We start from the raw sequence: 23,562 nt of genomic DNA on the forward strand, positions 1-23,562 counted from the left end.
CTAGACTGATGCTCTTTCGTGCACGGACCCGGATGATGCGCATCACCCCGCCCCTGCTGGTGCTTGCCGCCAGTCTACTCTCTGCCCCCGTGGCGATGGCGTTGAACGAGTACGGCATCGAAGGCATGGGCGTGGTCTCGACCCGTGCCGACGAGGGCCGCGCCACGATCAGCGCCGATGGCCAGCGAATCGTTTTCGCCCGCCGCGGCGAAGATGGCTGGGGCCTGTGGGAGGCGCGCGTGGTCGACGGCCGATGGCAGCAGGCGCAGGCACTGCCGGTAGGCGTGGCCGGGGAGGCCCGTGATCCCTACTTCAGCCGTGACGGCCGCTGGCTGCTGTTCGCGGCCGGCCGCGAGGGCAAGCTGGCGCTGTACCGCGCCGCGCTGGCCGCCGATGGCCGGCTGGGCGGCGCGCAGGTCCTGGCTGGCGATGGCGGGCGCCGGGAAGAGCGCGGGCCGGCCCTGAGCGCGGATGGTCAGCGGCTGTTGTTTGCGCGCCAGCAGGGCCGAGGCGCTGGCTGGGACCTGTTCGTGGCGACGCTGGATGCGCAGGGCCTGCGCGGCCCGGCCAGCGCACTGAGCGCGTTGAACAGCGCCGACGACGAGACCGACGGCGACTGGCTGGGCCAGGACGGCGCGGTGGTGTTCAGCCGCGGCAGCGGCACGAGCGCGCAGGTGTGGAGCAGCGGCTGTGCATGGAGCGGCGCGGCGCTGCAGCCGCTGGGGTTGTCGTTCAACCAGGCCGGCGGCTGGACCGGCGCGCCGGTGATCGACAACGCCAAGCCGGGCGAGATGATGGTGGCCAGCAGTGCAGCGAAAGCGCCACGTGCCGGTGGCGTGGATGTGTACCGGTTGGCGGTGCCGAAGGTGGCGGCGGTGCCCGGGTGTATCCGGTAGATCCACGCCATGCGTGGATAGCCGTTTGGTAGATGCCAACCTTGGTTGGCATACGTGAAAGCGCCAACCAAGGTTGGCGACTACCAGTAGATCCACGCCATGCGTGGATGAAACGCCCGGTCAGCGCGACAACACCTTGGCGCGCAACTGCTCGTACTCCACTTCGCTCAACTGGCCGTTGTCCTTGCGCTGGTTCAGCGCGGCCAGTTCGGCCTGCACGCTGTCCGGCAGGGCCTGCTCACGGGCCACGTGGCGGGCGGCGGAGAGCTGCTCCGGCGGGCGCTTGCCCGCGCGCCATGCGGCGATGAAGACACCGACGATGATGGCGCCGAACACCAGCGTACCGGTGCCCCAGATCAGCCATTGCATCCACCCCAGTTCGGGTCCCATCGCGCAGTCCTCCGTCTATCGTGGCGCTATTGTCAGCGCTCGCGCAGCCATCGCGCCACCTGCGGCGCGAAATAGGTCAGCACGCCATCGGCACCGGCCCGCTTGAAGCCCAGCAGCGACTCCAGTACGCAGGCGCGCTCGTCCAGCCAGCCGTTGGCGAAAGCGGCCTTCATCATCGCGTACTCGCCACTGACCTGATAGGCAAAGGTCGGCACGCCGAACGTCTCCTTCACCCGGCGCACCAGGTCCAGGTACGGCATGCCCGGCTTGACCATCACCATGTCGGCGCCCTCTTCCAGGTCCAGCGCGATCTCGCGCAGGGCCTCGTCGCCGTTGGCCGGGTCCATCTGGTAGGTCTTCTTGTCGGCCTTGCCGAGGCTGGCCGCGCTGCCCACCGCATCACGGAACGGGCCGTAGAACGCCGAGGCGTACTTGGCCGAGTAAGCCATGATGCGCACGTTGATGTGATTGTCGGCATCCAGCGCACGACGGATCGCGCCGATGCGGCCGTCCATCATGTCCGACGGCGAAACGATGTCGACGCCGGCCTCGGCGTGCGATACCGACTGCTTGACCAGCGCCTCGACGGTGATGTCGTTCAGCACATAGCCCTTGTCATCGATGATGCCGTCCTGGCCGTGGGTGGTGTACGGGTCCAGCGCCACGTCGGTCATCACCCCCAGCTCCGGGAAGCGCGACTTCAGCGCGCGGATCGCACGCTGCGCCAGGCCGTCCTCGGCCCACGCCGCCGATGCATCCAGCGACTTCAGCGACGGGTCGATCACCGGGAACAGGTCGATCACCGGAATGCCCAGCTCCAGCGCCTCTTCGGCCACCTTCAGCAGTTCTTCGATCGACAGCCGCTCCACGCCCGGCATCGACGGTACTGCGGTGCGGCCGGCCAGTTCGTGCACGAACACCGGGTAGATCAGGTCGTCGGTGGTCAGCGTGTTCTCGCGCATCAGGCGGCGTGAGAACTCGTCATGGCGCATGCGGCGCGGGCGGTAAAGCGGGTGGGACATGGCAGGCTCCGAGGAGAGGCTATTGCAACAGGTAACCCTGCGGCAGCAGGGGTTCGGGCAATGGGCGTTCGCCGAGCGCGTCGAGCTGGTCGATCTCGATCGTGCGCACCAGCGCGTCCAGCGGCAGGTCGTTCGGCTCCAGGCCGAACGGGTCTTCCATTTCTTCGCCCAGCTGGTCCAGGCCGAAGAAGGCATAGGCCAGTACCGCCGACAGCACCGGTGTGCCCCAGCCCAGCGAACTGGCCAGGCCGAACGGCAGCAGCACGCAGAACATCCACGCGCAGCGATGCAGCAGCAGGGTGTAGGCGAACGGCAGCGGGGTGGTGAGGATGCGCTCGCAGCCGGCCTGGATCGACGACATCGCGTGCAGGCGCTCTTCCAGCTGGGTGTAGAGGATCGGGTCGAGCTCACCGGCGCGCAGCGCCTGGGCCAGCTCGGCGGCGATCATCGAGAGCAGCGCGTCGGGCACGTTCTCGCGCTGGCCCAGCTGTTCGCGCTGGCGCTTGTCCAGCCACGGCAGGGCCATCAGCGCCACGATGCGCCCGCGCAGGCGCCCGGCCAGCGCGTGGGCGAACGCGGTGGTGAGGTAGGCGATGCGGCGACGGCGGCCGGTGTCATCGGCCAGCAGCAGGTTCACCTGGCGGGCCAGCGAACGCGATTCGTAGACCAGCTGGCCCCACAGCTTGCGGCCTTCCCACCAGCGCTCGTAGCAGGCGCTGTTGCGGAAGCTGAGGAAGATCGACAGCACCAGGCCGAGCAGGGTGAACGGCGTGACCGACACGCGTTCAATGCCGGTCGGCGGCGCCAGTTCCACCACCGCAGCCACGGCGATGGACAGGATCAGGATGGCCAGCACCTTGGGTGCGATCGCTTTGACGATCGAACCGCGCAGGATGTACAGCAGTTGCCAGCCGTGGGGACGGGGTCGGATGATCATGGGGCAGCCGCGCCGGGCGCGGATTCACAGGCACGCGGGGGGCTCGCGCAGCCCTTCATTGTACGCCCCTGCCCGGCCATGGACCGTGCGCCTGCGACGCCCTGTCGCACCCGGGCGTGGGCTCAGATGACGCCACCACCCAGGCCGAGGCGGAGGATGCCCACCACCACCACGATGCCGTTCAGGACCAGACCGGCCCAGGCCCGGCCACGCTTGCTCGGGTGGGTGAACAGGATGCCCAGCGCGGCGATGACCGCGCCCACCGCAGCGAACGGGATCAGGAACCAGTTGCCCCAGCCGAGCAGTGGAATCAGCGCCAGGATCATCCACAACAGCGCCAGTACGCCCCACAACAGACTGATCACACCCATGCCGCTCTCCCGCAGTTGGTTCCTGCCCCAACCATAGACGTTCCCGCTGCCGCCGCCTACTGCCATTGGCGGGGCTGTCACCCGCACCGTGCTAGCGTGCTGCCGTGCGAGCCCTGGCCCGGGTGTTGGCGCCGATTCAGAGTGGCCCGCCGATGATCGCAACCAGTCCTACAGGGGTCGTGCCATGAACATCCGTTGGGCCGCGTTGGCGGCCATCCTGCTGGTCGCCGCTGGCTGTGCCAGCACCTCCAAGGTGATGCTGGGCCACGCCCGCGCACCGATCGATCCGGCACTGGTGCAGATCTATTCGACTCCGCCGGCCGGTTCCCAGGAAATCGCCCAGCTGGAATCGGCGTCCGCCGTCGGCTTCGGCACCCAGGGCCAGACCGATGCCGCCGTGGCACGCCTGAAGCGTGAGGCCGCCGCGCTCGGCGCCAATGGCGTGGTGTTGATGGGCGTGGGCAGCAGTGGCTCGCCGGTGGGCATGTCGGTCGGCGCCGGTTCGTTCGGGTCGCACGTCGGTGGCGGCGTCGGCATCGGTATTCCGACCACGCAGAAGCGCGCCGCCGGCGTCGCGATCTGGGTGCCGAATCCGGCACCGCCGGCGCGGTTGCCGACACAGGTGATCACCCCGCAGCGGTGACGCAGCAGCGTCAAAGCGGGTAGTGCCGGCCGCTGGCCGGCACATCCCTGCAACAGCCAACACATCGCTCTGGTGGGTGCCAACCTTGGTTGGCACGAACCCACAGCGCCGACCAAGGTCGGCATCTACCAACACCGGTTGCCGGCCAGCGGCCGGCATTACCCGGTGATGCTCAGCGCCTGTACTTCGGCACGAACACCTTGTTCACCGCGTCGGCCAGCTGGTCCGGCGGCAGCAGGCCCTGGTCGAGCAGGAAGTTGTTGAAGGCCAGGCGGTCGAACTTCGCACCCAGCGCCAGCTCGGTCTGCATGCGCAGTTCGAGGATGCGGGTGTAGCCATAGAAGTAGCTGCCCGCCTGGCCGGGCATGCGCACCATGTAGCGGTCCAGTTCCTGGGTGGCCATCGCCTTGGACAGGCCGACCTGCTCCATCAGCACGCGCTCGCCATTGGCGCGGTCGGTGAGGCCGAGGTTGAGCATCGGGTCCAGCATCGCGCGCGCGGCCCGCAGCAGGCGGAACTGCAGGGCGATCATCTGCCCGTCCAGCGGCTCGTACGGCACCATCTCGGCCTCGGCATACAGCGCCCAGCCTTCCACGTTCACCGAATTGAACGCGAACATGGTGCGTGCCAGCGAGATGCCACGCTCGACCATCGCGGTGAACTGCAGCTCGTGGCCGGGGCGGCCTTCATGCGCGCTCAGCGTCCACGCCGCCGCACCGAAGTTGAAATCGTCGTACTGTGCGCCCGGGCCCGCCGCCGGGTTGCCCAGCGGCAGCACGAAGGTGCCCTGCTGCCCGGTGTTGTTGACCAGCGGCGCCGGCAGGAAATGCGGGGCCGGGCTGGCTGCACTCTCGGCAGCCGAACCCAGGCGCATCTGCATGGCGCGCTTGGGCACGTCGACGATGGCGTGCTCGCGGATCAGCGGGTCGATCGCATCGATCACCTTGCGGTAGTGGCCTTCCAGATGATCGTCGGCAATCTTGTCGGCCTTCAGTGCGCGGATCACCGCCACCGGGTCGCTCGGGTCGGCCACCTTCAGGCCCTTGTCCTTCACCACCAGCGGTGCCAGCTGCTGCATCGCCGAGCGGGTTTCCATGAACTCCAGCTGCGCGCGCTGCATCAGCAGCTTCGGGTCGATGTCGATGCCGACCTGCTTGAGCTGGTAGGCGTACAGCGGCGCCGGCAGGCGTGCGTCGGTGCGCGCCTTCGGCAGCACGGTGGTGCGCGTCCAGCTGGCGTAGTCCTTCATCTGCCCGGCCAGTGCCTTCATCGCCTCATCGGCGCCGGCGATCTGGTACTTCTTCAGCAGCGACTCGATGCCGGTGATGTAGGTCTCGACGTTGTCCAGCGACTGCTGCACTTCGATCTTCGTCGGCTGCAGCAGGCTGCTGTCCTTCAGGCGTTCTTCGTAGCGCTGGCGGGCCAGCGTGGTGAAGGCGGTGCCGCCCTGCTGCAGGCCCGCATAGGCCTTGAGGCGGTCGAGCGCCTTGGCCCGGCGCTCGGCCGGCACCTGGTCGGACAGCAGCAGGTTGAGGCCGCTGAACACGGTCTGCGGCGCATCGCTCCACGGCAGCAGGTACTTCTCGTTGAGCTCGCTGCCTTCGATGTTCTGGCTGGCGGCGTGAATCATGATCTCAAGGTCCTGGCGGACATTGGGATCCGTCTCGGTGGCCAGCTTCGCCTTCAGTTCGTCGCGGGCCTTGGCCATCGCGGCGCGGTAGCGCTTGCCGTTGTCCGGACCGAGGTCAGCCACCTTGTCGTCGTAGCCGGGCACGCCGAAGAAGCCGGTCTCTTCCGGCTGGAACGGCCCCTGCGCATCCAGCAGGATCTGCGCCAGCGCATTGCTGCGGGCGACCCAGGCCGGGCTGGCCGGTGTGGCAGCCTTCGCAGGCGGCGCGGCCAGGGCCGGCGGGGCGGACAGCAGCGGGGCGGCAGTCAGGGCCAGGGCAACGGCGAGCGCAATCGGCTTCATGGGACACTCCAGCAAAGGGTTGCCCGCACCCTACGCGCTCACGGCGATGGCGACAATCGGCGGGAAGTCATGGCGGGCTGGTTGTGCAGCCGGGGCTCCGCGGAAGCCTGCCGGCGTAGAGTCGACTGTCAGTCGACTATCGCGCGCAGCGTGGAGGTTTCGCTATCTGATCGAAGAGCAGTCGACTGACAGTCGACTCTACCCAGCCGACGTCCCGCAGTCGCCTGCCCGCGGAGGTCACAACGCGGCGGTCAGCGGGCATTCGCCGCGTTCGCGGCAGGCCTGCAGCTCGCACTCCTGCGCGGCTTCATCATCATCCAGCGCCGTCAGGTCGAAGGTCTGCTTGTTCTCGCCCAGCACGTACATCACCGGGTAATCCCAAACGTCGTCACTGCGGGTGCCCTTCACGAACAGCCGACCGTGCGCGTGCGGACCCTCCAGGGCCACGGTCAGGCCGACATCGCGCTGGCCGTTGATCGCGGTCTGCATGCTGCCCAGTGGCATCGATTCAATATGCAGCGGCTCGCCGAAGGCTTCCACCAGTTCGATGCTGCAGCCCGCGCGACGCAGCGCTTCGCGCATCGGCGGGCTCTCGCGTGCCGCCTCGCTCCAGCGCAACACGCTCCAGGTCACCACGCCACCTGCACCGCCCAGCACCAGCACCACCGTCAACGGCATCGCCCAGCGCCAATGACGGCACCACCAACCGGCTGGCGTCTGTCGGTGGGCGGGAATCGGGGGTGGCAGGGTCATCGGCGGGCTCCTTCCCGGCTGCGGATCAGGGTTTCAGGCAACGTCCCAGGAAGGCTTCGGCCACGCGGTAGCGATGCAGGGCATCGGCGCCGGACAGGCCATGCTTGGCACCCGGGTAGGTCATCAACTCGAACGGCTGCGCACGCTTCTGCAACGCGCTCATCAGGCTGGTTGAATTGGTGAACAGCACGTTGTCGTCGGCCATGCCGTGGATCAGCAGCAGCGGCGAGCGCAGGCCGTCGATATGGGTCAGCACGCGCGCTTCGCGGTAACCCGCTTCATTGCGCGCCGGCAGATCCATGTAGCGTTCGGTGTAGTGGCTGTCGTACAGGCCCCAGTCGGTGACCGGCGCACCGGCCACGCCACAGGCGTACTGGTTCGAGGCCTTGGCCAGCAGCATCAGGGTCATGTAGCCACCGTTGGACCAGCCCTGCACACCGATGCGCGCCGGGTCCACCCACGGTTGCTGCTTCAGCCAGGTCACGCCGCGCAGCTGGTCGGTCACTTCCACCGTGCCCTGCTTGCCGTACAACGCGCCACCGAAGTCGCGGCCACGTCGCGGGGTGCCACGGTTGTCCAGCGAGAACACCACGTAGCCCTGCTGGGCCAGGTACTGGTTGAACAGGTGGTCGCCACGGCCGGGCCAGCTGTTGGTAACGGTCTGGCTGGCCGGACCGCCGTAGACGTACACGGCCACCGGGTAGCGCTTGGACGGATCGAAGCCGGCCGGCTTGATCAGGCTGTAGTTCAGCGGAGTCTTGCCATCGGCAGCCATCAACGTGCCGAACTCGACCGGGCGCTGCGCATCGCGGTAGCGCGCATACGGATGCTTGGGATCGGCCAGGTCGTTCTCGAGCAGGGTGGCGATCTTCTCGCCATTGGCGCGGAACAGTTCGATCTGCGGCGGCGTGGTGCTGTTGGACCAGCTGTCCACATAGACGCTTGCATTGCGGGCGAAGCTGGCGCTGTGCATGCCCGGTGCCTTCGACAGGCGCTGCGGCTCACCGCCCTGCAGCGATACCGCGTAGATCTGGCTTTCGCGCGAGGTCTCGATGCCGGCGCGGAAGTAGGCCTTGCCGGCCTTTTCATCGACCGCCAGCAGCTCGTCCACCGGCCAGTTGCCATGGGTCAACGCGGTGGTCTTGCCCTTGCTGTCGATGCGGTACAGGTGCTGGAAGCCGGTGCGCTCGGATGACCACAGCACGCTGCCGTCTTCAAGGAAGCGCAGGCTGTTGTGCAGCGGCACCCAGGTCGGGCTGGTCTCGTGGGCGAGCACGCGCTGGCGGTTGGAATCGAGCGCCACTTCCACCAGGTCCAGCTGCCTCTGGTCGCGCGACTGGCGCTGGAAGCTCAGGTGCTGCGCATCGCGCCAATCGACGCGGGCCAGATAGATGTCCTGTTCCTTGCCGAGGTCGACCCAACGCGGCTGCGCATCGGCGGCCGGTGCGATCACGCCCAGCTGCACGCGCACGTTGGCATCGCCGGCGGCCGGGTAACGCTGTTCGATCACGTCGGTGCGGTCTGCATAGACCTCGTAGCGCTTCTGCACCGGTACCGGGGATTCGTCGATGCGGGCAAAGGCAATCGCCGAATCGTCCGGCGCCCACCAGTAACCGGTGTGGCGATCCATTTCCTCGTCGGCGACGAACTCGGCCACGCCGTTGCCGATGGTGGTGCTGCCGTCGCGGGTCAGCTGCAGCTGCTGGCCACTGGCCAGGTCGATCACCCACAGGTTGCGGCCGCGGATGAAGCTGACGAAGCCGCCCTTGGGCGACAGCTTGGCGTCGGTGGCGAAGCCTTCACCGTGGGTCAGCTGGCGTACTGCGGCCTGGCCCTGCTGCTTGAGGTCGTACAGGTACAGCTCGCCGCCCAACGGGAACAGCAGGCGCTGCGCGTCCGGCGACCACTGGTAATCGACGATGCCGGTCATCGCGGCGATGCGCTGGCGTTCGCGGCGTGCCTTTTCCTCATCGCTGAGGGTCTCGGTGCCGGGCAGCACTACCTTGGAATCGACCAGCAGGCGGGTCTGACCGCTGCCGATGTCGTAGGTCCACAGGTCCAGCTGGTTGCGGTCGCTGTCCTTGCCGCGCAGGAAACTGACCTGCGAACCGTCCGGCGCCACCTTCGGCTTCATCAGGGTCGGGCCGGACAACGGCAGCGGGCCGGTGATGGCTTCCAGGGTCAGCTTTTCAGCGTGGGCGGCGGTTGTGGTGGCGAGCATGAGGGCGAGCGAAGCGAACAGGTGGCGCATGGAGGATCCCGGCAAACGGCAGGTCCACCCCGGCTCGGGGCACGGGGTGGTCGTTCCCCATCCTAACCAAGCCCGTGCAGGAAGGCAGCATGACCTTCTGCCCATACGCGGTGCCGACCGACGGTCGGCACCCATCTTCAGCTGCCCGGGTCAACGCTGGCCGAACAGGTGCCTGCGCTCTTCGTCGCTGAGCGGCTTGCCGGCGTTCGGGTTCACCTGCTGGCGCAGGGCATACGCGCGCTGGGTGGCCGGGCGCGCGGCAATCGTCTCGTGCCAGCGCTTGAGGTTCGGGAAGGCGGCGAAGTCCACCGGCAGCTTGTCGTAGGCCCCGACCCACGGGTAGCTGGCCATGTCGGCGATGGTGTATTCGTCACCGGCCAGGAAGGCATGCTGGGCCAGTCGCTTGTCCATCACGCCGTGCAGGCGGCGCACTTCGTTGTCGTAGCGCTCGATGGCGTACGGGATCTTCTCCGGCGCGTAGACGTTGAAGTGGCCCATCTGGCCGCTCATGGGACCTAGGCCCGCCATCTGCCAGAACAGCCATTCCAGCGTGGTGACGCGGCCGCGCGGGTCGCTGGGCAGGAACTGGCCGGTCTTTTCGGCCAGGTACAGCAGGATCGCGCCGGACTCGAACACGCTCTGCGAGGCGCCGCCATCGGCCGGGGCATGGTCGACGATGGCCGGCATCTTGTTGTTGGGGGAGATGGCGAGGAATTCCGGCTTGAACTGGTCGCCCGAGCCGATGTTGACCGGGTGGATGCGGTAGTCCAGGCCGGTTTCCTCCAGCAGCAGGGTCACTTTGTGGCCGTTCGGGGTGGGCCAGTAATACAGGTCGATCATGGCGTCGGCTCGAGGTGCGGAAAGGAACCTGAAGTCTAGTGCGTGAGTTGGGTTGGCACCGTCATGGCGGGCCGGTAACCTCGCCTCTCCCCCGCAACGCAGCATCCCTCGCATGAGTGCAAACCGCCCGCCGCTCTCCCCCTTGTCCACGCTGATCTTCGCCTCGCGCTGGCTGCAGCTGCCGCTGTACCTGGGCCTGATCGTGGCGCAGTGCGTCTATGTGTTCCTGTTCGGCAAGGAACTGTGGCACCTGATCTCGCATTCGGTGTCGATGGGCGAGCAGCAGATCATGCTGATCGTGCTGGGCCTGATCGACGTGGTGATGATCTCCAACCTGCTGGTGATGGTGATCGTCGGTGGCTACGAAACCTTCGTCTCGCGCCTGCGCCTGGAAGGCCACCCGGACCAGCCGGAATGGCTGAGCCACGTCAATGCCAGCGTGCTGAAGGTGAAGCTGGCGATGGCGATCATCGGCATCTCCTCGATCCACCTGCTGAAGACCTTCATCGCCAGCGGTGCGCTGGGCGGTATTCCGCTGTGCACGCCGGAGCAGATGAGCGTGGCCGCGGCCAACATCGGTGTCGCTCGCTGCTCGATGCTGACCCAGGACGGCGTGCTGTGGCAGACCATCATCCACTGCGTGTTCATCCTGTCGGCGATCGGCATTGCCTGGACCGACAAGCTGATGTCCAACAGCCACAGCAGATCGCACGACAAGGCGCACGACCACTGAGGTCGGCGCCACCAGCGGCTTGACCGCCGCTGCGCCGTCCCGGCCCCTGCCCCTTGTACGCGGCGGTGGCCGGGATGCTAGATTGCACCCTCGCCGTTGCCGGCGGTGGCGTCGGGAAACGTCACCCTGCCGTGCCCGGACCGCAGGTCCCGGCCATGCATATCAATGATTTACGTCACGTCGTCTTCTAGAGGGGAGCAGGATGTCGCACGTCTCAACGATCACCGCAGCGCGCCGGTGGCTGCCCGTTGCCCTGGCACTGGCACTGGCCGCCTGCTCGGGCAAGGAAGAAACCGCAGCACCGGCCCCGGCCGCCGCACCCACCGCCGCTGCACCGGCCGCACCGGTGGTCGCCGCCAAGGTGCAGTCGATGGGCACCGAGCAGCTGCGTGAGTCGGCCAGCCAGGCCCTGCGCGAGAACCGCATGTACGCGCCGGCCGGCGACAACGCCATCGAGTACTACCTCGCCCTGCGCGACAAGACCCCGGACGATGCCTCGGTGAAGAGCGCGCTGACCGACCTGCTGCCCTACACCCTGATCGCCGCCGAACAGCACCTGGGCCGCGAGGACTACACCGAAGCGCAGCGCCTGGTGGCACTGATCGAGAAGGTGGATGCCTCCGCGCCGGCGCTGCCGCGCCTGAAGGATGGCCTGGCCAAGGGCGTGCAGAACGCGGCCAAGCGCACCGAAGCCGAAGCCGAGAAGGCGAAGAAGGACGCCGAGGACCGCAGCAAGCAGCAGACCGAGCAGCAGCGCCTGACCGAGCAGCGCGCCAAGGAAGCCGACGCCGCCAAGCAGATTGCCGCGCAGCAGGATGCCGCGCGCCGCGACAACGAGCGCCAGGAGGCCGAGCGCCAGGCCGCCGCCCGTCGTGAGGCCGAGCAGAAGCAGCAGCAGGCCGCCGCGCAGCAGGCCAGCGCCGCACGCCAGGCCGCCGCACCCGCAGCGCCCACCCTGCGCCCGGTCAGCACACCGGCGCCGCGCTATCCGGGCGAAGCCCTGCGTTCGGGAACCTCCGGCGAAGTACTGGTGGAGATCACCGTCGGCACTGACGGCTCGGTGGTGAACGCTCGCGTGCTGCGCGCGACGCCGGGACGCGTGTTCGACCGTGAAGCCCTGAACGCGGTCAAGCGCTGGCGCTTCGAGCCGGTCAGCGCGCCGGTGACCACCCGCCGTACGCTGGTGTTCGCGCCGGGCAACAACTGAACGAAAAAGGGGACGGAGGGGATTAAGTCGTTTCTGCCCCTGCAATGACGCCAAGGCCCGGCATGTCCGGGCCTTGTCCGTTTCAGGCCGCTCCATCGATCAGGCGTTGCAGTGCCGGATCACGCGCTGTCAGCACCTGGAACAGACCCAACGCATGCAGGCCCGGCAGCAGCGCACGCAGGTCGGCTTCGGCAGTGGCGCGCGCGGCGGGATCGCTGGCCGGATCCTGCCAGTCACGAACGCTGGCGAGGAAAGCACCCACACTGCCCTTGCGCACGGTGAGGCCGTTCACCTGCACGTCGTTCTGATGGTCGGGAAGAATGTCCTGTGGCTGCATGGGGAAGCGCTCCGTTGAGGTGGGCTCCAGTTTCGGGGCACGGACGCGACGCTTCTGCCGTATAACTGCCAATGGATATGGCAGATCAGACAACTCCTCCATTGCTCGACCCCGCGTTGGCCGATGCCGCCGACGGGCCGGTGTTGCTGGCGGCCCGGCTGCACCAGCTCGGCAAGCGTCGCACGGCCCGCCACCGGCATGCCCGTGGGCAGCTGCTGGGTGCGCATCAGGGGCTGCTGCGGATCGCCGCCGACGACCTGCACTGGCTGCTGCCCGCAGGTCACGTCGCCTGGATACCGCCATTGCTACCCCACGCACTGCTGGGCGCAGACGGGTTCGATGGCTGGAGCCTGTACTTCAACGCCGAGGCCTGCCTGGGTCTGCCCACCACACCGCGCATTTTCCAGCCCGATGCACTGCTGCAGGCGGCAACAACACGTGCGCTGTGGTGGCCCCACCCGCCACTGGATGCTGCGCAGGCACGACTGGCCGGTGTGATCGCCGATGAGATTGCCGCCAGCACGCCCCTGCCGCTTGCCCTGCCACAACCGCGTGACCGGCGACTGCAGAAGATCGCTTCGGTGCTGGTGCGTTGGCCGGACGACCTGCGCGGTGTCGAGGCGTGGGCGGCCACCAGCGGGCTGTCCAGCCGCAGTCTCGCCCGCCGTTGGCAGGCCGAAACAGGCATGACCTTGAGCCAGTGGCGGCAACGCCTACGCGTACTGCTGGCACTGCCACGCCTGCTGGCGGGTGAGCCGGTGATCAGCGTCGCCCTGTCGATGGGCTACGAGACGCCCAGTTCCTTCATCAACGTGTTCAAGCGTGAGATGGGAGTGACGCCTGCGCGGTATGGAAAAGGGGACGGAGGGGATTAAGTCGCTTCTGCCCTACCCCACACCTTCTCGCGGCATCACCTGATGTCCACCGCAGCCACGTTGGCGGCAGGCTGGTGGTTCCTTGAATCCCTGAACTCCCATGCCTCGACAAGCACGCCTGATGTTGGCCGGCCAGCCGTACCACGTGACCCAGCGCGGTGTGAACAAGGGGGCGATCTTCGTTGACGATATCGACCGCCAGCTGTTTCTGCACCTGTTGCACAGTGCGTTTCTGAAGCATCAGGTCGCGCTACATGCCTACGTATTGATGGGCAATCACGTCCATCTGTTGGCCACACCTTCCACGGGTGTGGGCCTAGCCAATGCGATGCGGATGCAGGGCAACAACTACGTCCAGGCCTTCAATCAGCGACATGGGCGCAGCGGACCGCTCTGGCAGGGCCGCTTCCATTCTTCAATGGTGGACAGCGACGCCTATCTGCTCAGCGTCTATCGCTACATCGAACTCAATCCGGTTCGTGCAGGGATGACAGCCGGCCCGGAAGATCACCCATGGTCGAGCGTGCACGGAAACCTGCAGCGACGGCACGATCCGATGCTGACAGAGCACCCTGCGTTTCAGGCACTGGCCGCGAGCAAGCGACAGCGGGCGACGCTCTATGGGCAGTTCCTGCGGGATCTGAATGCGTCCGCTGACCTGCAGGCAATCCGTGCTCACAGTGCTGCGCAGCATCCATTGGGAAGTACAGCGTACCTGCGGATGGTGGAGCAGACACTTGGACGACCTGCGATGCTGCGCAAGCGGGGCGCCCGCGCAAAGAGGGGACGGGAGGGCTGGAAACGACTTAATCCCCTCCGTCCCCTTTTTTGCATGTCAGCCAGAGATGGCCAGACGCTCGTTGTGATAACGGCGCACGGCGGCGAACCACAGCACGGCGGCCAGGCCGAGGCTGGCGCCGAGGTAGATGGCCCAGACCGCCGGTGTGATGGTCTCGTGGCGGATCACCTTCAGCAGCATCTGGTTCTGCGACAGGAACGGCACGGCGTACTGCCACAGCTGGCTCTTCACCGGGTAGGCAATCAGCGCATAGCCCGGCAGCATCGGCAGCAGCATCAACCAGGTCATGTGGCTCTGCGCTTCCTTCATGCTCTTGGCGGCTGCGGCCAGGAAGGTCAGCAGCGAGGTGCCGATCAGCAGCATCGGCAGCATCACCAGCAGCATCTGCACCATCGCCATGATGTTCATGTTGAGCTGGCGGCCGATGTTGCCGGGGGCGATCTGCGCGCTCACCTTGAACGCGGCCAGGGTCAACAGCAGCGACGCAAAGCCGACCATGCAGGCGGCGGCGATCTTGCCGCTGACAATGGCGCTGCGCGACCCCGGCGTGGCCAGCAGCGGCTCCAGCGACTGCCGCTCACGCTCGCCGGCGGTGGTGTCCATCACCAGGTAGGCACCACCGAGGAACGAGGTGAGGGTCAGCAGGATCGGCAACAACGCCGACAGCATCAGGCCACGCTTGGCTTCGGCACTGGCCATGTCCTGGCTGGCCACGTCCAGTGGCCGTGCGACCTGGGCGTCGATGCCCCGCGCCATCAGCCGCAGCGCCCCCACCTGCCCGTTGTACGTGGCCAACGCCGCCTGCAGGCGCGCAGTGGGCACCTCGGCGGCGCGTCGTGTGCTGTCACTGATCACCTCCACCAGCGCCGGCTTGCCATCGGCCCAGTCCCTGCCGAAGTCCGGGCTGATGCGCAGCGCCACGTCGATGTCCTGCGAACGGATGGCCTCGGCCAGGTCCTTCGGCGCAGCAGCGGCATTCAGGCCCTGAGCAGCCAGGAAGCGCACCAGGTTCGGCGCATGTTCGGCGCCGATGGTGGGAATCTGCAGCGGCTGCTCGATCTGCGTGCGCACGCGGCTTTCGGACAGCTTGCCCATGCCCAGGATCAGCAGCGGGTACAGCAGCGGCCCGAACAGCAGGGTCAGCGCCAGCGTACGGCGGTCGCGCGACAGGTCACGCAGCTCCTTGCGCATCACCGTCATCAGGGTCGACATCATGCTCATGCGTGCAGGCCCTCTTCGCTGCCGATCAATTTCACGAACGCATCCTCCAGGTTGGATTCGCCGGACTGCGCGCGCAGTTCATCGGCGCTGCCGGCGGCCATCACCGTGCCTTTGGCGATGATCACGATGTGATCGCACAGCGCGGCCACCTCCTGCATGATGTGGCTGGACAGGATCACGCAGCGGCCTTCTTCGCGCAGACCCAGCAGGAAGCGGCGCAGTGCGCGCGTGGTCATCACGTCCAGGCCGTTGGTCGGTTCATCGAGAATGACGTTGCGCGGATCGTGCACCAGCGCGCGGGCAATCGCGGTCTTGGTGCGCTGGCCCTGCGAGAAGCCATCGGTCTGGCGGTCGAGGATGTCACCCATGTCCAGCGCGTGCGACAGCACCTCGATGCGCTCTCGGATGCGCTCGGCCGAAAGTCCATGCAGTTCGCCGAAGTAAGCGATGTTCTCGCGCGCGGTCAGGCGCTTGTAGACGCCACGCGCATCGGGCAGCACGCCGAGATGGCGACGCACTTCCACCGGATTGCGCGCAGCGTCCACACCATCGACGCTGATGCTGCCCTGGTCGGGCGTCATCAGCGTGTACAGCATGCGCATGGTGGTGGTCTTGCCGGCGCCATTGGGCCCCAGCAGACCGGTGATGCGACCATCCTCGGCGCGGAAGCAACGTTGGCGACCGCCTGGATGCGGCCCGTGCGGGTGTCGAAGGCCTTGTGCAGGTTGTCGGCGACGATCATGGTTCCCATCCGTTGAACGAGGTGAACGCCGGCACGTAGCTCAGCGTGTCCAGGCAGCCGGCATCCAGCGCCTTGGCATCGGTCGTGTCGATGAACTGGCCGAGCAGGCGCGGCATGCAACCGGCGGTCAGTGTGCCGTGGCCCTGGCCGCGGGCGACCAGCGCGCGTCCATTGGGCAGGCCCTTGAGGACCTGCTCGGCATAGCGCGGCGGGGTCACCGGGTCCAGTTCACCAGACAACAGCAGCGCCGGTACGTCACTGCGCAGCGGCACGGCATTGGCTGCCGGTGCCGGCCGGTGCGGCCATGCCGGGCAGGCGGCAAAGAAGGAACTTGCCACGTCGTTGCCGAACAGGCGCCCGGGGTCCTCGGCCGGCGCCTGGTAGCGCGGCGCATCTTCGCTGCAGATCACCGACCAATGCATGCCACGGTTGATCTGGAAATCCATGCTGCGGTTCGCACCGCGCGCCAGCGAGGCGAGCGGTGCGTAGCGGCCGTGCGCGGCTTCATCAAGAACCAGCGGCAGCAATGAGGCGTATTGGGGTACATAGGAAAACGCAAAAGCCAGGCCCACAACGCTGTCCGGTGTCAGCACATCCTTCCGGGTGTCGTAGGTGCCGGGATCGCGATACTCGACCGGAACCGGTGCACGGCGCAGGGTCTCGACCACGCTGCGCAGCTGCGCACGGGTATCGGTCGGGAAGCGCTTGCCGCAGGCAGCGTCCTTGCGGCACTGCGCCGACTGCAGGGCGATCGCGTCTTCGAACGTCCTGGCGAAATCGCCGCCCACCACCAGCTCATTCGGCACCACGCCATCGATGACGATGCTGCGGGTGTGCTGTGGATAGGTACCCGCATAGCGCTGGGCCACGCGGGTACCGTAGGACGCACCGATCAGATTGACCCGGTCCACGCCCAAGGCCTGGCGGACCGCGTCCAGGTCGGCAATGGCTTCGGTGGTGGTGTAGAAGCGTGCGTCCGCACGTCCCTGCAGGGAAGCCGCGCATCGCTGGGCATAGTCGCGCAGCAAGGCCTCGGAGGGCGCCGCGTCCTCGTCCATCGGCAGTTCCTTTCCATCCGCGCCGAGGCAGCTGAGCGGGTTGGAGCCGCCGGTGCCGCGCTGGTCGACCAGGAAGATGTCCCGCTGCTTGCGCACCTGGCGCAGCGCGGTATCGACAATGACGGCCACTTCGCTGGCGGCCTGGCCGGGGCCACCGGCCAGGAAGAACACCGGGTCGGGCTGGCTGGAGCCGCTGCTGCCCGACTCCAGCCAGGCGATGCGCAGGCCGATGCGCCGGCCAGCGGGCTGGGCCCGGTCCTCCGGCACCTGCAGGGTGGCGCACTGCGCTTCCACGTTGGCATTGGCACCTACCGTGGACAGCGTGCAGGGCTGGAAGTCGATCGTGCCGAAACGGCGGCTGGGTGCATCGCTGGCGCCTTCGGCGCCGGGTGACGGTGACTGGCTGCAACCGGCAAGCATCAGGCTGGCCAACACTGCGGCCAACGCGAGGTGGTGTCTTTGCATCGTGCTCGTTTCCCCTGGAGGACGTTCCTGGCAACCACGACGGGCTGCCGCGGAAGATGTGACTCAACTTACACGGGCACGGCGTCGTCGGCGATGGGCAGACGCGAAATCTCCGCCGGCGTGGCGCAGGCCAGGCGATCGCGGCCCGCGGCCTTGGCCCGGTACAGCGCCGCGTCCGCCGCTGCCAGCAGCGTGGACAGCTCGCCCTGGCCGTCGTCCATCGCCAGGCCGATGCTGGCAGTGAACGTCACCGGCCCGGTGGCCAGCCGCGCCGGGTTCTGCTGCAGGGCGGTACGGATCGTCGCAGCCCGCGCCATCGCTTCAGCCTGCGTGCTTCCGGCCAGCACCAGCACGAACTCCTCGCCACCATAGCGGCCCAGCAACGTGTCACGGCCCTGCAAACCGTGCTGCAGCACCGCAGCGAAGTGGCGCAGTACCTCGTCTCCGGCCAGATGGCCCCAGCGGTCGTTGATCTGCTTGAAGTGATCGACGTCGATCAGCAGCAGGGCCAGTGGCCGGCCCTGCCGGCGCAGCCGCTGCAACTGCACCTGGCCATCGGCCAGCACCGCGCTGCGGTTGAGCAGCCCGGTCAGGCCGTCTGTGCGCGCCGCACGCCGCAGATCGACCAGCATGCGTTCGACCAGCAGCAGCACCATCGCAAAGCATCGCGCCAGTTCCAGCATCACACCGGCAATGTAGGTGACGAACATCGGCGTGCCGGTGCGCATGATGTCCTCACCGGCATCGGGTGCCACCGGCAGGAACAGGCGCACCGCGTACAGGGCCGCCTCGGCCAGGAACACCACCGCCGCCAGACGGCAGCTGGTGCGCTGCTGCACGGGGGCATGCCGCAGCAGCAGCCACGCGATCCAGCCATCAACCAGCAGCGTGAACACACTGAACACCTGCAGGCGCACGCCCAGGTCCGGCCACAGCACCAGGAAGGCGAAGATGCAGGCCATGAACACGGCTGCCATCAGCAACGGCCGCCACAGCGGCAGCGGTTGTTCCAGATGCAGCGCCACGCCACGCAGCATCAGCAGCGCGCAGCCGGCCATCGCCGCATTCCCGGCCAGTATGGCCGGCGCCAACGGCAGGTAGGGTCGCAGCGCCAGCAGGGTCACGCCCAGGGTCAGCAGCCACAGGCTTGCGGTCCACAGGCGCAGCACCGGTTGCCCGCGCAACACCACCAGCAACAACGAGAACCCCACGGCAATGCCGATGCAGAGCAGGAAGCCAAGCACGGTGAGGGTGGGGAAATCCAGGGACATGCGACGCTCATCGGCTGGGGCGGCGCGCGCATCTTAGCGCCTTGTGCTGCGGTCCCCGTGGCGCTGCCTGGCCCGATGAAGATGCGGGGTCCGAAAACGGCGAGCACGGCGGCCGGCGCATGCGCAGAATCCTCGGAAAACCAAGGAGACGCCCATGCATGCGTGGTACCTCGGTGGCATCGACCACCGCCCGTTCCTGCACCTGTTCGAGAAGAGCGACACCGCGCTGGCCGCGCTGGGCATCCAGCGTCGCTGGGCCGGCGAAACAGGAGGACACCCCTGCCGGGTCAGCCTGAGCGATCCACCCAGTGGCAGCGAGCTGCTGCTGTTGTCCCATGTGCACCTGCCCCTGCACTCGCCGTATCACGCCTCGGGCCCGATCTTCGTACAGCGTGGCGTGACCCGTTGCGTGCTGCCGCCAGGCGAGGTGCCCCCGTATGTGCAGCGCCGGATGATCTCGTTGCGCGCCTATGACCAGGCTGCATTGATGCTGGCCGCCGAGATCAGTGCAGGCACGGATGTCGGCGCTCGGCTGGACGCGCTGTTTGCCGACCCTGCCGTGGCCTTCGTGCAGCTGCACAACGCGGCCCACGGCTGCTTCTCATGCCAGGCGGATCGCGTCGGCATGGCGCCGACATAGCCGGATCTCCACGACGTGATCGTTGCCACGCCGAACACGTGATCGCCAGCGCATCCGTTCAGTCCCACGTGAAGCCCGCGGGAAGGGCTTCACACCCACAGTCACGGATCAGCATTTCCATGGTTCCGCACCCGGCATCGCAACTCGATACTCGCCATGGTGCCGCCGAAAGTCCGCCGCGCAGCGCAACTCTGCGGTCACCGCTCTCTTTCGACGACCACAAGGAAGCGCCATGTCATTCCAATCCACACCGCTGCTGCTGGCTACTTCATTGGCCGCCGCTGGCCTGTTGCTGGCCGGCGATGCTTTTGCCCACGGCACCATGACCACGCCGGTCAGCCGCGTCTATGCCTGTTTCCAGGGCAATCCCGAGAACCCGACGAACCCGGCCTGTGCAGCCGCCAAGACTGTCGGCGGATCGCAGGCGTTCTACGACTGGAACGGCATCAACCAGGCCAATGCCAACGGCAACCACCAGGCCGTGGTGCCCGACGGCAAGCTGTGCAGCGGCAACAACCCGACCTTCCGCGGCCTGGACGTGAACCGCAGTGACTGGCAGACCACGCCGATCCAGGCCGATGCCAATGGCAAGTTCACCTTCGTGTTCAAGGCGACCGCGCCGCACGCCACGCGCGACTGGCGCTTCTTCGTCACCCGCGACGGCTGGCAACCAGGCAGCCCGTTGCGTTGGGCCGACCTGCAGGAGTTCTGCACGCTGGGCAATACACCGCTCTCTGCCGATGGCACCTACAAGCTGCAGTGCACGCTGCCGCAGCGCACCGGCCAGCATGTGATCTACAACACCTGGCAGCGCTCGGATTCGACCGAAGCGTTCTACACCTGCATGGACGTACGCTTTGAAGGCGGCGGCGGTGGTACGACGCCGGCACCGCAATGGCAGGATGCCGGCCCGGTCACCGCCCGCGGTGAATTGCCGGTGGGTACGACGCTGGCACTGCGCGTGTTCAATGCCAACGGCAACGATGTCGAACGTGTGGAAGCGACGCTGGCCAGCGGCCAGACCTCGGCCGCGCAGTGGCCCTTGGCGCTGGCGCGCAAGGTCAATGCCAGTGCCCAGCATGCGCGCGTGGGCGTGCTTGCCAATGGCGTGATCACGCCGGCGGCGTCGGCCACCGACAATCGCGTGTACTTGAAGGACGGCAACCGCTTCCAGCTCGACACCAAGGTGCCGGACCCGGGTACGCCATCGCCGGGCGGTGATTTCGACCACGTGTACCCGACGGGCATCGGCAGCTATGTGCCGGGCCAGACCGTGGTGAAGAGCAGCGACGGCAAGCTGTATGCCTGCCGCCCGTTCCCGGAAGGTGCGTGGTGCAACGTCAATGCCGAGGCGTACCGCCCGGGTGTGGGTGCGGCCTGGCGCGATGCGTGGGTGCCGTATTGAGATGCCATGCCGGGAACGGCGGAAGAACGCCGTTCCCGGCACAGTGTGAGTTTCATCTCAGCAAGGCAAACGCACTGTCCCCTTTCAAACTATTCCTATGGCGATAGGGGGGGGCACGTTCCGAAACTCCGAGGGGTTCCATCACCCTCAGGAGATTCTCCATGCATTTGTCCCGGCGAGCCGTCCTCGCACTCTCCGTTGTCGCAGGCGTAGCCGTTTCTGGCGGTGCTTTCGCACACGGCACTCTGTCCAAGCCGTCCAGCCGCGTCTATGCCTGTTACCAGGGCAACCCCGAGAACCCGACCAATCCGGCGTGTGCCGCCGCCAAGGCCATCGGTGGCGCACAGCCGTTCTATGACTGGGCCGGCGTCAACCAGGCCAACGCCAACGGCAACCATCAAGCGGTGGTTCCAGATGGCGAGCTGTGCAGCGGCGGCAACAGCAAGTACCGCGGCCTCGATCTGAACCGCAGTGACTGGCCGACCTCGCCGATCCGCGCCGATTCGCGCGGGCGCTACACCTTCGAGTTCAAGGCGCCGGCCCCGCATGCCACCCGCGAGTGGAAGTTCTACGTCACCCGAGACGGTTGGCAGCCGGGCAGCCCGCTGCGCTGGGCCGACCTGCAGGAATTCTGCACGCTGGGCAACGTGCCGGTCTCCGGCGACGTCTACAAGCTGGATTGCCCGCTGCCCAAGCGCAGTGGCCAGCACGTGATCTACAACACCTGGCAGCGCTCGGATTCCGGTGAGGCGTTCTACACCTGCGCGGACGTGCGCTTCGAAGGCGGTGGTGGCATCGAACCGCCGCCGCAGTGGCAGGATGCCGGCCCGGTCACCGCCCGCGGTGCATTGGAAGAAGGCACCACCCTGACGCTGCGCGTGTTCAACGCCCAGGGCAATGATCTGGAGCGCCCGGAGATCACCCTGGCCGCAGGTCAGACCGCTGCGAACCAGTGGCCGCTGGCGCTGGCCCGCAAGGTCAACGCCAGTGCACAGCAGGCGCGCGTGGGCGTGATGAAGAACGGCGTGATCACGCCGGTCGCCTCGGCCACCGAGAACCGTGTCTACCTGAAGCCGGGCAACCTGTTCCAGATCGATACCCGCCTGCCGGATCCGGTCGATCCGCCGCCGGGTGACGACTACGACTTCGTGTATCCGGCCGGTATCGGCAGCTACACGCCGGGCGAAACCGTGGTCAAAGGCACCGACGGCAAGCTCTACGCCTGCCGGCCGTTCCCGGAAGGTGCGTGGTGCAACATCAACGCCGATGCCTATCGCCCGGGCACCGGCTCCGCCTGGCGCGACGCCTGGATCGCGTACTGAGGCAGGCGACCGGGGGCGGCGTGATGCCGCCTCCGGTTCGTGAAGCTGCCGGCCAGCGGCCGGCACTACCCAGGCTTATTTGCTGCTGAAGGACTAAATAACAACGGAAAACTTATTTAAAGCATATAAATCAATTACTTATGCTTGAAATAAGACTTTCGACTTATGTGAGCCTTGTCAATTGATCCTCGAGACTCGCACTGCCTTTAGAGCCTTGCAGATCAGATCAGACACCTCAGCTGGAGAGACACCCAGCGCAGATGCCATTTGGCAGAATTCGAGAACGTCTAGACGACGTGATCCAGACTCTATTGAAGAAATGCGCTGTTGGGGCCACCCCAGATGGGCAGCAAGCTGAGTCTGACTGATGCCCAAGATCTCCCGATGCTCCCGAAGCTTTCCGACCAAACGGAGGTACGGGTTCTGATAGATCGTCTTCGTAGCCATCCGGTCCGCCTCAAGGAGCGGATGGAAATCTATGACCGGGGCACGGCATACATGAAAATCATGTAGACGACATCGTGCCGCCTTGGTAGCATCCGGACTGGTTAATTTGCCGGGGATCGAGTGATCTATGGCCGTAGCCAACAGACCCTCCTTCCTTCGTGGCCCGAGCTCGACTCACTTGTCGTATCGCTTGGTCCTTTCTACACCTGCGCCTGGTGTGCGCTTGAACGCTCCACTTCCGTTAGCGCGCCCGTTTCCTCAGACCCTGCTGTCGCCCAGCAACTCCTGCAATTCCTAAAAAGCGCAGGTGTTGTGACCGGTTCCAGTTCAGGCAACGGAGCCGTTAAGCGCTCTCTCTACGAACCGGTCAGTTGGTCCTACGTCGATGACCTGATTCTTCCTGATGACCTTGATGCAGCGCTCAAGGGGATGCTTGATGCTTGGCGCCCGACGCTTGATAAACACGCAAGACTTTGGATCTGGCGCCAGCTAGCGGATCGAGAGGCAAGCGCCTATCTCACATCATTGCTGCGCCGTCACCGTATCGGAGTGCACCGCGTAGATGAAATCCTGAGAAGTCAGGATGAGGAGTGGACTCGTCTGAGCCTGGGGCGGAAACGATACGTGCTCTGGTCATCTGTAAGGGGAGCAGCGAGCCAGTTCCTTAGTAGCGGTGGCAACGAGGACGCCGCACTAGAAGTGCTTTCCCGAGAGATGCGAAGGAGGACGCGCTGGCTGGTAGTAAAGGCGGCCGCGGGTGAACTTCGAAGAACCGACTATTGCTTCCTTCCTGACACAGGTTGGCGACGACCACTGATGATCGATGTAGCGCTGGAAAGCATACTGAAGATAGGCGATGACTACTGGCTTGCAGCTCCATCCTTGGGCGAAATCTAGTCAAAACAGAGGCCCTCGATTACCCACTTCCCTGGCTCAGCTGAACCAAGAATCACGAGACTTGATAG

At 66.5% G+C, this 23,562-nt stretch carries 22 protein-coding genes and 2 pseudogenes; 10 read left to right on the forward strand and 14 right to left on the reverse strand.

From position 1 onward, the window contains the following. The first annotated feature begins 32 nt into the window (after positions 1-32). Complete coding sequence (locus FQS62_RS21090) at positions 33-896, forward strand: TolB family protein (protein WP_208043645.1); 864 nt, start codon at positions 33-35, stop codon at positions 894-896. A gap of 120 nt (positions 897-1,016) precedes the next feature. Here FQS62_RS21090 and FQS62_RS21095 read toward each other — a convergent pair whose 3' ends face one another. The 4 genes from FQS62_RS21095 to FQS62_RS21110 form a co-directional block, all read right to left on the reverse strand. Continuing rightward, complete coding sequence (locus FQS62_RS21095; protein WP_049445080.1) at positions 1,017-1,286, reverse strand: SHOCT domain-containing protein; 270 nt, start codon at positions 1,284-1,286, stop codon at positions 1,017-1,019. A gap of 32 nt (positions 1,287-1,318) precedes the next feature. Further along, positions 1,319-2,308 carry a porphobilinogen synthase gene (gene hemB / locus FQS62_RS21100; protein ID WP_006400669.1) on the reverse strand — a complete coding sequence of 330 codons (990 nt, stop codon included), beginning with the start codon at positions 2,306-2,308 and terminating at the stop codon, positions 1,319-1,321. Between the two features lie 19 nt (positions 2,309-2,327). Continuing rightward, positions 2,328-3,245 carry a bestrophin family protein gene (locus FQS62_RS21105; protein WP_049445081.1) on the reverse strand — a complete coding sequence of 306 codons (918 nt, stop codon included), beginning with the start codon at positions 3,243-3,245 and terminating at the stop codon, positions 2,328-2,330. A 122-nt stretch (positions 3,246-3,367) separates the two neighbouring features. Beyond that, complete coding sequence (locus FQS62_RS21110) at positions 3,368-3,616, reverse strand: hypothetical protein (RefSeq protein WP_006475755.1); 249 nt, start codon at positions 3,614-3,616, stop codon at positions 3,368-3,370. Between the two features lie 184 nt (positions 3,617-3,800). Here FQS62_RS21110 and FQS62_RS21115 point away from each other — a divergent pair, with 184 nt between their 5' ends. After that, positions 3,801-4,259, forward strand: coding sequence for a hypothetical protein (locus FQS62_RS21115; protein WP_049445084.1), 459 nt, complete (start codon positions 3,801-3,803; stop codon positions 4,257-4,259). Between the two features lie 172 nt (positions 4,260-4,431). Here FQS62_RS21115 and FQS62_RS21120 read toward each other — a convergent pair whose 3' ends face one another. The 4 genes from FQS62_RS21120 to FQS62_RS21135 all read right to left on the reverse strand — a co-directional run bounded on the left by FQS62_RS21120 (position 4,432) and on the right by FQS62_RS21135 (position 10,075). Beyond that, on the reverse strand, positions 4,432-6,231 hold the full coding sequence (locus FQS62_RS21120) for a DUF885 domain-containing protein (RefSeq protein ID WP_208044045.1): 1,800 nt from the start codon (positions 6,229-6,231) through the stop codon (positions 4,432-4,434). A 237-nt stretch (positions 6,232-6,468) separates the two neighbouring features. Continuing rightward, the gene (locus tag FQS62_RS21125) at positions 6,469-6,984 is read right to left on the reverse strand and encodes a cytochrome c oxidase assembly factor Coa1 family protein (RefSeq protein WP_049445087.1); all 516 of its coding nucleotides are present in this window, start codon (positions 6,982-6,984) and stop codon (positions 6,469-6,471) included. A gap of 25 nt (positions 6,985-7,009) precedes the next feature. Further along, positions 7,010-9,235 carry a dipeptidyl aminopeptidase 4 gene (locus FQS62_RS21130; RefSeq protein ID WP_049445089.1) on the reverse strand — a complete coding sequence of 742 codons (2,226 nt, stop codon included), beginning with the start codon at positions 9,233-9,235 and terminating at the stop codon, positions 7,010-7,012. 150 nt (positions 9,236-9,385) lie between these two features. Beyond that, the gene (locus tag FQS62_RS21135) at positions 9,386-10,075 is read right to left on the reverse strand and encodes a glutathione binding-like protein (protein WP_049445091.1); all 690 of its coding nucleotides are present in this window, start codon (positions 10,073-10,075) and stop codon (positions 9,386-9,388) included. 112 nt (positions 10,076-10,187) lie between these two features. Here FQS62_RS21135 and FQS62_RS21140 point away from each other — a divergent pair, with 112 nt between their 5' ends. Together FQS62_RS21140 and FQS62_RS21145 are read left to right on the forward strand one after the other, a co-directional pair. Next, positions 10,188-10,808 (forward strand): TIGR00645 family protein, encoded by a 621-nt coding sequence (locus tag FQS62_RS21140; RefSeq protein WP_012481561.1) that lies wholly within the window; start codon positions 10,188-10,190, stop codon positions 10,806-10,808. Between the two features lie 202 nt (positions 10,809-11,010). Continuing rightward, entirely contained in the window at positions 11,011-12,015 is a 1,005-nt protein-coding gene (locus FQS62_RS21145; RefSeq protein WP_049445093.1) for an energy transducer TonB, read from the forward strand. Between the two features lie 82 nt (positions 12,016-12,097). On the opposite strand, the gene FQS62_RS21150 is transcribed toward FQS62_RS21145, so the two are convergent. Next, positions 12,098-12,352 (reverse strand): hypothetical protein, encoded by a 255-nt coding sequence (locus tag FQS62_RS21150; RefSeq protein WP_208044046.1) that lies wholly within the window; start codon positions 12,350-12,352, stop codon positions 12,098-12,100. A gap of 77 nt (positions 12,353-12,429) precedes the next feature. On the opposite strand from FQS62_RS21150, the gene FQS62_RS21155 reads away from it, so the two are divergent. Both FQS62_RS21155 and FQS62_RS21160 read left to right on the forward strand, forming a co-directional pair. After that, a complete protein-coding gene (locus tag FQS62_RS21155) occupies positions 12,430-13,227 on the forward strand; it encodes a helix-turn-helix domain-containing protein (RefSeq protein ID WP_208044047.1) in 798 nt (265 codons plus the stop codon). A gap of 121 nt (positions 13,228-13,348) precedes the next feature. Then, positions 13,349-13,633: pseudogene (locus FQS62_RS21160) on the forward strand (transposase); the annotation flags it as partial. Between the two features lie 429 nt (positions 13,634-14,062). Here FQS62_RS21160 and FQS62_RS21165 read toward each other — a convergent pair. The 4 genes and pseudogenes from FQS62_RS21165 to FQS62_RS21180 all read right to left on the reverse strand — a co-directional run bounded on the left by FQS62_RS21165 (position 14,063) and on the right by FQS62_RS21180 (position 18,783). Then, a complete protein-coding gene (locus tag FQS62_RS21165; protein ID WP_032967061.1) occupies positions 14,063-15,247 on the reverse strand; it encodes an ABC transporter permease in 1,185 nt (394 codons plus the stop codon). Continuing rightward, positions 15,244-15,989 (reverse strand): annotated as a pseudogene (locus FQS62_RS21170) (ATP-binding cassette domain-containing protein). The gene FQS62_RS21165 and the pseudogene FQS62_RS21170 overlap by 4 nt, the downstream one beginning before the upstream one ends. After that, complete coding sequence (locus FQS62_RS21175; protein WP_208044048.1) at positions 15,986-17,512, reverse strand: alpha/beta fold hydrolase; 1,527 nt, start codon at positions 17,510-17,512, stop codon at positions 15,986-15,988. The pseudogene FQS62_RS21170 and the gene FQS62_RS21175 overlap by 4 nt, the downstream one beginning before the upstream one ends. Positions 17,513-17,580: 68 nt before the next feature. Next, the gene (locus FQS62_RS21180; protein ID WP_049445113.1) at positions 17,581-18,783 is read right to left on the reverse strand and encodes a GGDEF domain-containing protein; all 1,203 of its coding nucleotides are present in this window, start codon (positions 18,781-18,783) and stop codon (positions 17,581-17,583) included. A gap of 154 nt (positions 18,784-18,937) precedes the next feature. Between FQS62_RS21180 and FQS62_RS21185 the strand changes: the two genes are divergently transcribed. The 3 genes from FQS62_RS21185 to FQS62_RS21195 all read left to right on the forward strand — a co-directional run bounded on the left by FQS62_RS21185 (position 18,938) and on the right by FQS62_RS21195 (position 22,150). Beyond that, on the forward strand, positions 18,938-19,423 hold the full coding sequence (locus FQS62_RS21185) for a DUF1203 domain-containing protein (RefSeq protein WP_049445117.1): 486 nt from the start codon (positions 18,938-18,940) through the stop codon (positions 19,421-19,423). 232 nt (positions 19,424-19,655) lie between these two features. Further along, positions 19,656-20,828 (forward strand): lytic polysaccharide monooxygenase, encoded by a 1,173-nt coding sequence (locus tag FQS62_RS21190; RefSeq protein ID WP_107380720.1) that lies wholly within the window; start codon positions 19,656-19,658, stop codon positions 20,826-20,828. Positions 20,829-20,989: 161 nt separating this feature from the next. Then, entirely contained in the window at positions 20,990-22,150 is a 1,161-nt protein-coding gene (locus FQS62_RS21195) for a lytic polysaccharide monooxygenase (protein ID WP_088479475.1), read from the forward strand. Between the two features lie 177 nt (positions 22,151-22,327). Here the strand turns inward: FQS62_RS21195 and FQS62_RS21200 are convergent, their stop codons facing one another. After that, on the reverse strand, positions 22,328-22,597 hold the full coding sequence (locus FQS62_RS21200; RefSeq protein ID WP_075075810.1) for a type II toxin-antitoxin system RelB family anti-toxin: 270 nt from the start codon (positions 22,595-22,597) through the stop codon (positions 22,328-22,330). A gap of 120 nt (positions 22,598-22,717) precedes the next feature. Between FQS62_RS21200 and FQS62_RS21205 the strand changes: the two genes are divergently transcribed. Next, the gene (locus tag FQS62_RS21205; RefSeq protein ID WP_125899104.1) at positions 22,718-23,494 is read left to right on the forward strand and encodes a hypothetical protein; all 777 of its coding nucleotides are present in this window, start codon (positions 22,718-22,720) and stop codon (positions 23,492-23,494) included. Positions 23,495-23,562: the final 68 nt, after the last annotated feature.

The sequence above is a fragment of the Stenotrophomonas sp. SBJS02 genome, assembly GCF_020428325.2.
Lineage (GTDB): Bacteria > Pseudomonadota > Gammaproteobacteria > Xanthomonadales > Xanthomonadaceae > Stenotrophomonas > Stenotrophomonas africana.

What these genes read in the sequence shown, in the direction of transcription:
- hemB (WP_006400669.1), bottom strand. Translation starts at nt 2,308, where the DNA reads ATGTCCCACCCGCTTTACCGCCCGCGCCGCATGCGCCATGACGAGTTC.
- FQS62_RS21130 (WP_049445089.1), bottom strand. Translation starts at nt 9,235, where the DNA reads ATGCGCCACCTGTTCGCTTCGCTCGCCCTCATGCTCGCCACCACAACC.
- FQS62_RS21110 (WP_006475755.1), bottom strand. Translation starts at nt 3,616, where the DNA reads ATGGGTGTGATCAGTCTGTTGTGGGGCGTACTGGCGCTGTTGTGGATG.
- FQS62_RS21150 (WP_208044046.1), bottom strand. Translation starts at nt 12,352, where the DNA reads ATGCAGCCACAGGACATTCTTCCCGACCATCAGAACGACGTGCAGGTG.
- FQS62_RS21120 (WP_208044045.1), bottom strand. Translation starts at nt 6,231, where the DNA reads ATGAAGCCGATTGCGCTCGCCGTTGCCCTGGCCCTGACTGCCGCCCCG.
- FQS62_RS21200 (WP_075075810.1), bottom strand. Translation starts at nt 22,597, where the DNA reads ATGGCTACGAAGACGATCTATCAGAACCCGTACCTCCGTTTGGTCGGA.
- FQS62_RS21125 (WP_049445087.1), bottom strand. Translation starts at nt 6,984, where the DNA reads ATGACCCTGCCACCCCCGATTCCCGCCCACCGACAGACGCCAGCCGGT.
- FQS62_RS21135 (WP_049445091.1), bottom strand. Translation starts at nt 10,075, where the DNA reads ATGATCGACCTGTATTACTGGCCCACCCCGAACGGCCACAAAGTGACC.
- FQS62_RS21195 (WP_088479475.1), top strand. Translation starts at nt 20,990, where the DNA reads ATGCATTTGTCCCGGCGAGCCGTCCTCGCACTCTCCGTTGTCGCAGGC.
- FQS62_RS21095 (WP_049445080.1), bottom strand. Translation starts at nt 1,286, where the DNA reads ATGGGACCCGAACTGGGGTGGATGCAATGGCTGATCTGGGGCACCGGT.
- FQS62_RS21175 (WP_208044048.1), bottom strand. Translation starts at nt 17,512, where the DNA reads ATGCAAAGACACCACCTCGCGTTGGCCGCAGTGTTGGCCAGCCTGATG.
- FQS62_RS21105 (WP_049445081.1), bottom strand. Translation starts at nt 3,245, where the DNA reads ATGATCATCCGACCCCGTCCCCACGGCTGGCAACTGCTGTACATCCTG.
- FQS62_RS21145 (WP_049445093.1), top strand. Translation starts at nt 11,011, where the DNA reads ATGTCGCACGTCTCAACGATCACCGCAGCGCGCCGGTGGCTGCCCGTT.
- FQS62_RS21185 (WP_049445117.1), top strand. Translation starts at nt 18,938, where the DNA reads ATGCATGCGTGGTACCTCGGTGGCATCGACCACCGCCCGTTCCTGCAC.
- FQS62_RS21180 (WP_049445113.1), bottom strand. Translation starts at nt 18,783, where the DNA reads ATGTCCCTGGATTTCCCCACCCTCACCGTGCTTGGCTTCCTGCTCTGC.
- FQS62_RS21165 (WP_032967061.1), bottom strand. Translation starts at nt 15,247, where the DNA reads ATGAGCATGATGTCGACCCTGATGACGGTGATGCGCAAGGAGCTGCGT.
- FQS62_RS21115 (WP_049445084.1), top strand. Translation starts at nt 3,801, where the DNA reads ATGAACATCCGTTGGGCCGCGTTGGCGGCCATCCTGCTGGTCGCCGCT.
- FQS62_RS21155 (WP_208044047.1), top strand. Translation starts at nt 12,430, where the DNA reads ATGGCAGATCAGACAACTCCTCCATTGCTCGACCCCGCGTTGGCCGAT.
- FQS62_RS21190 (WP_107380720.1), top strand. Translation starts at nt 19,656, where the DNA reads ATGTCATTCCAATCCACACCGCTGCTGCTGGCTACTTCATTGGCCGCC.
- FQS62_RS21090 (WP_208043645.1), top strand. Translation starts at nt 33, where the DNA reads ATGATGCGCATCACCCCGCCCCTGCTGGTGCTTGCCGCCAGTCTACTC.
- FQS62_RS21140 (WP_012481561.1), top strand. Translation starts at nt 10,188, where the DNA reads ATGAGTGCAAACCGCCCGCCGCTCTCCCCCTTGTCCACGCTGATCTTC.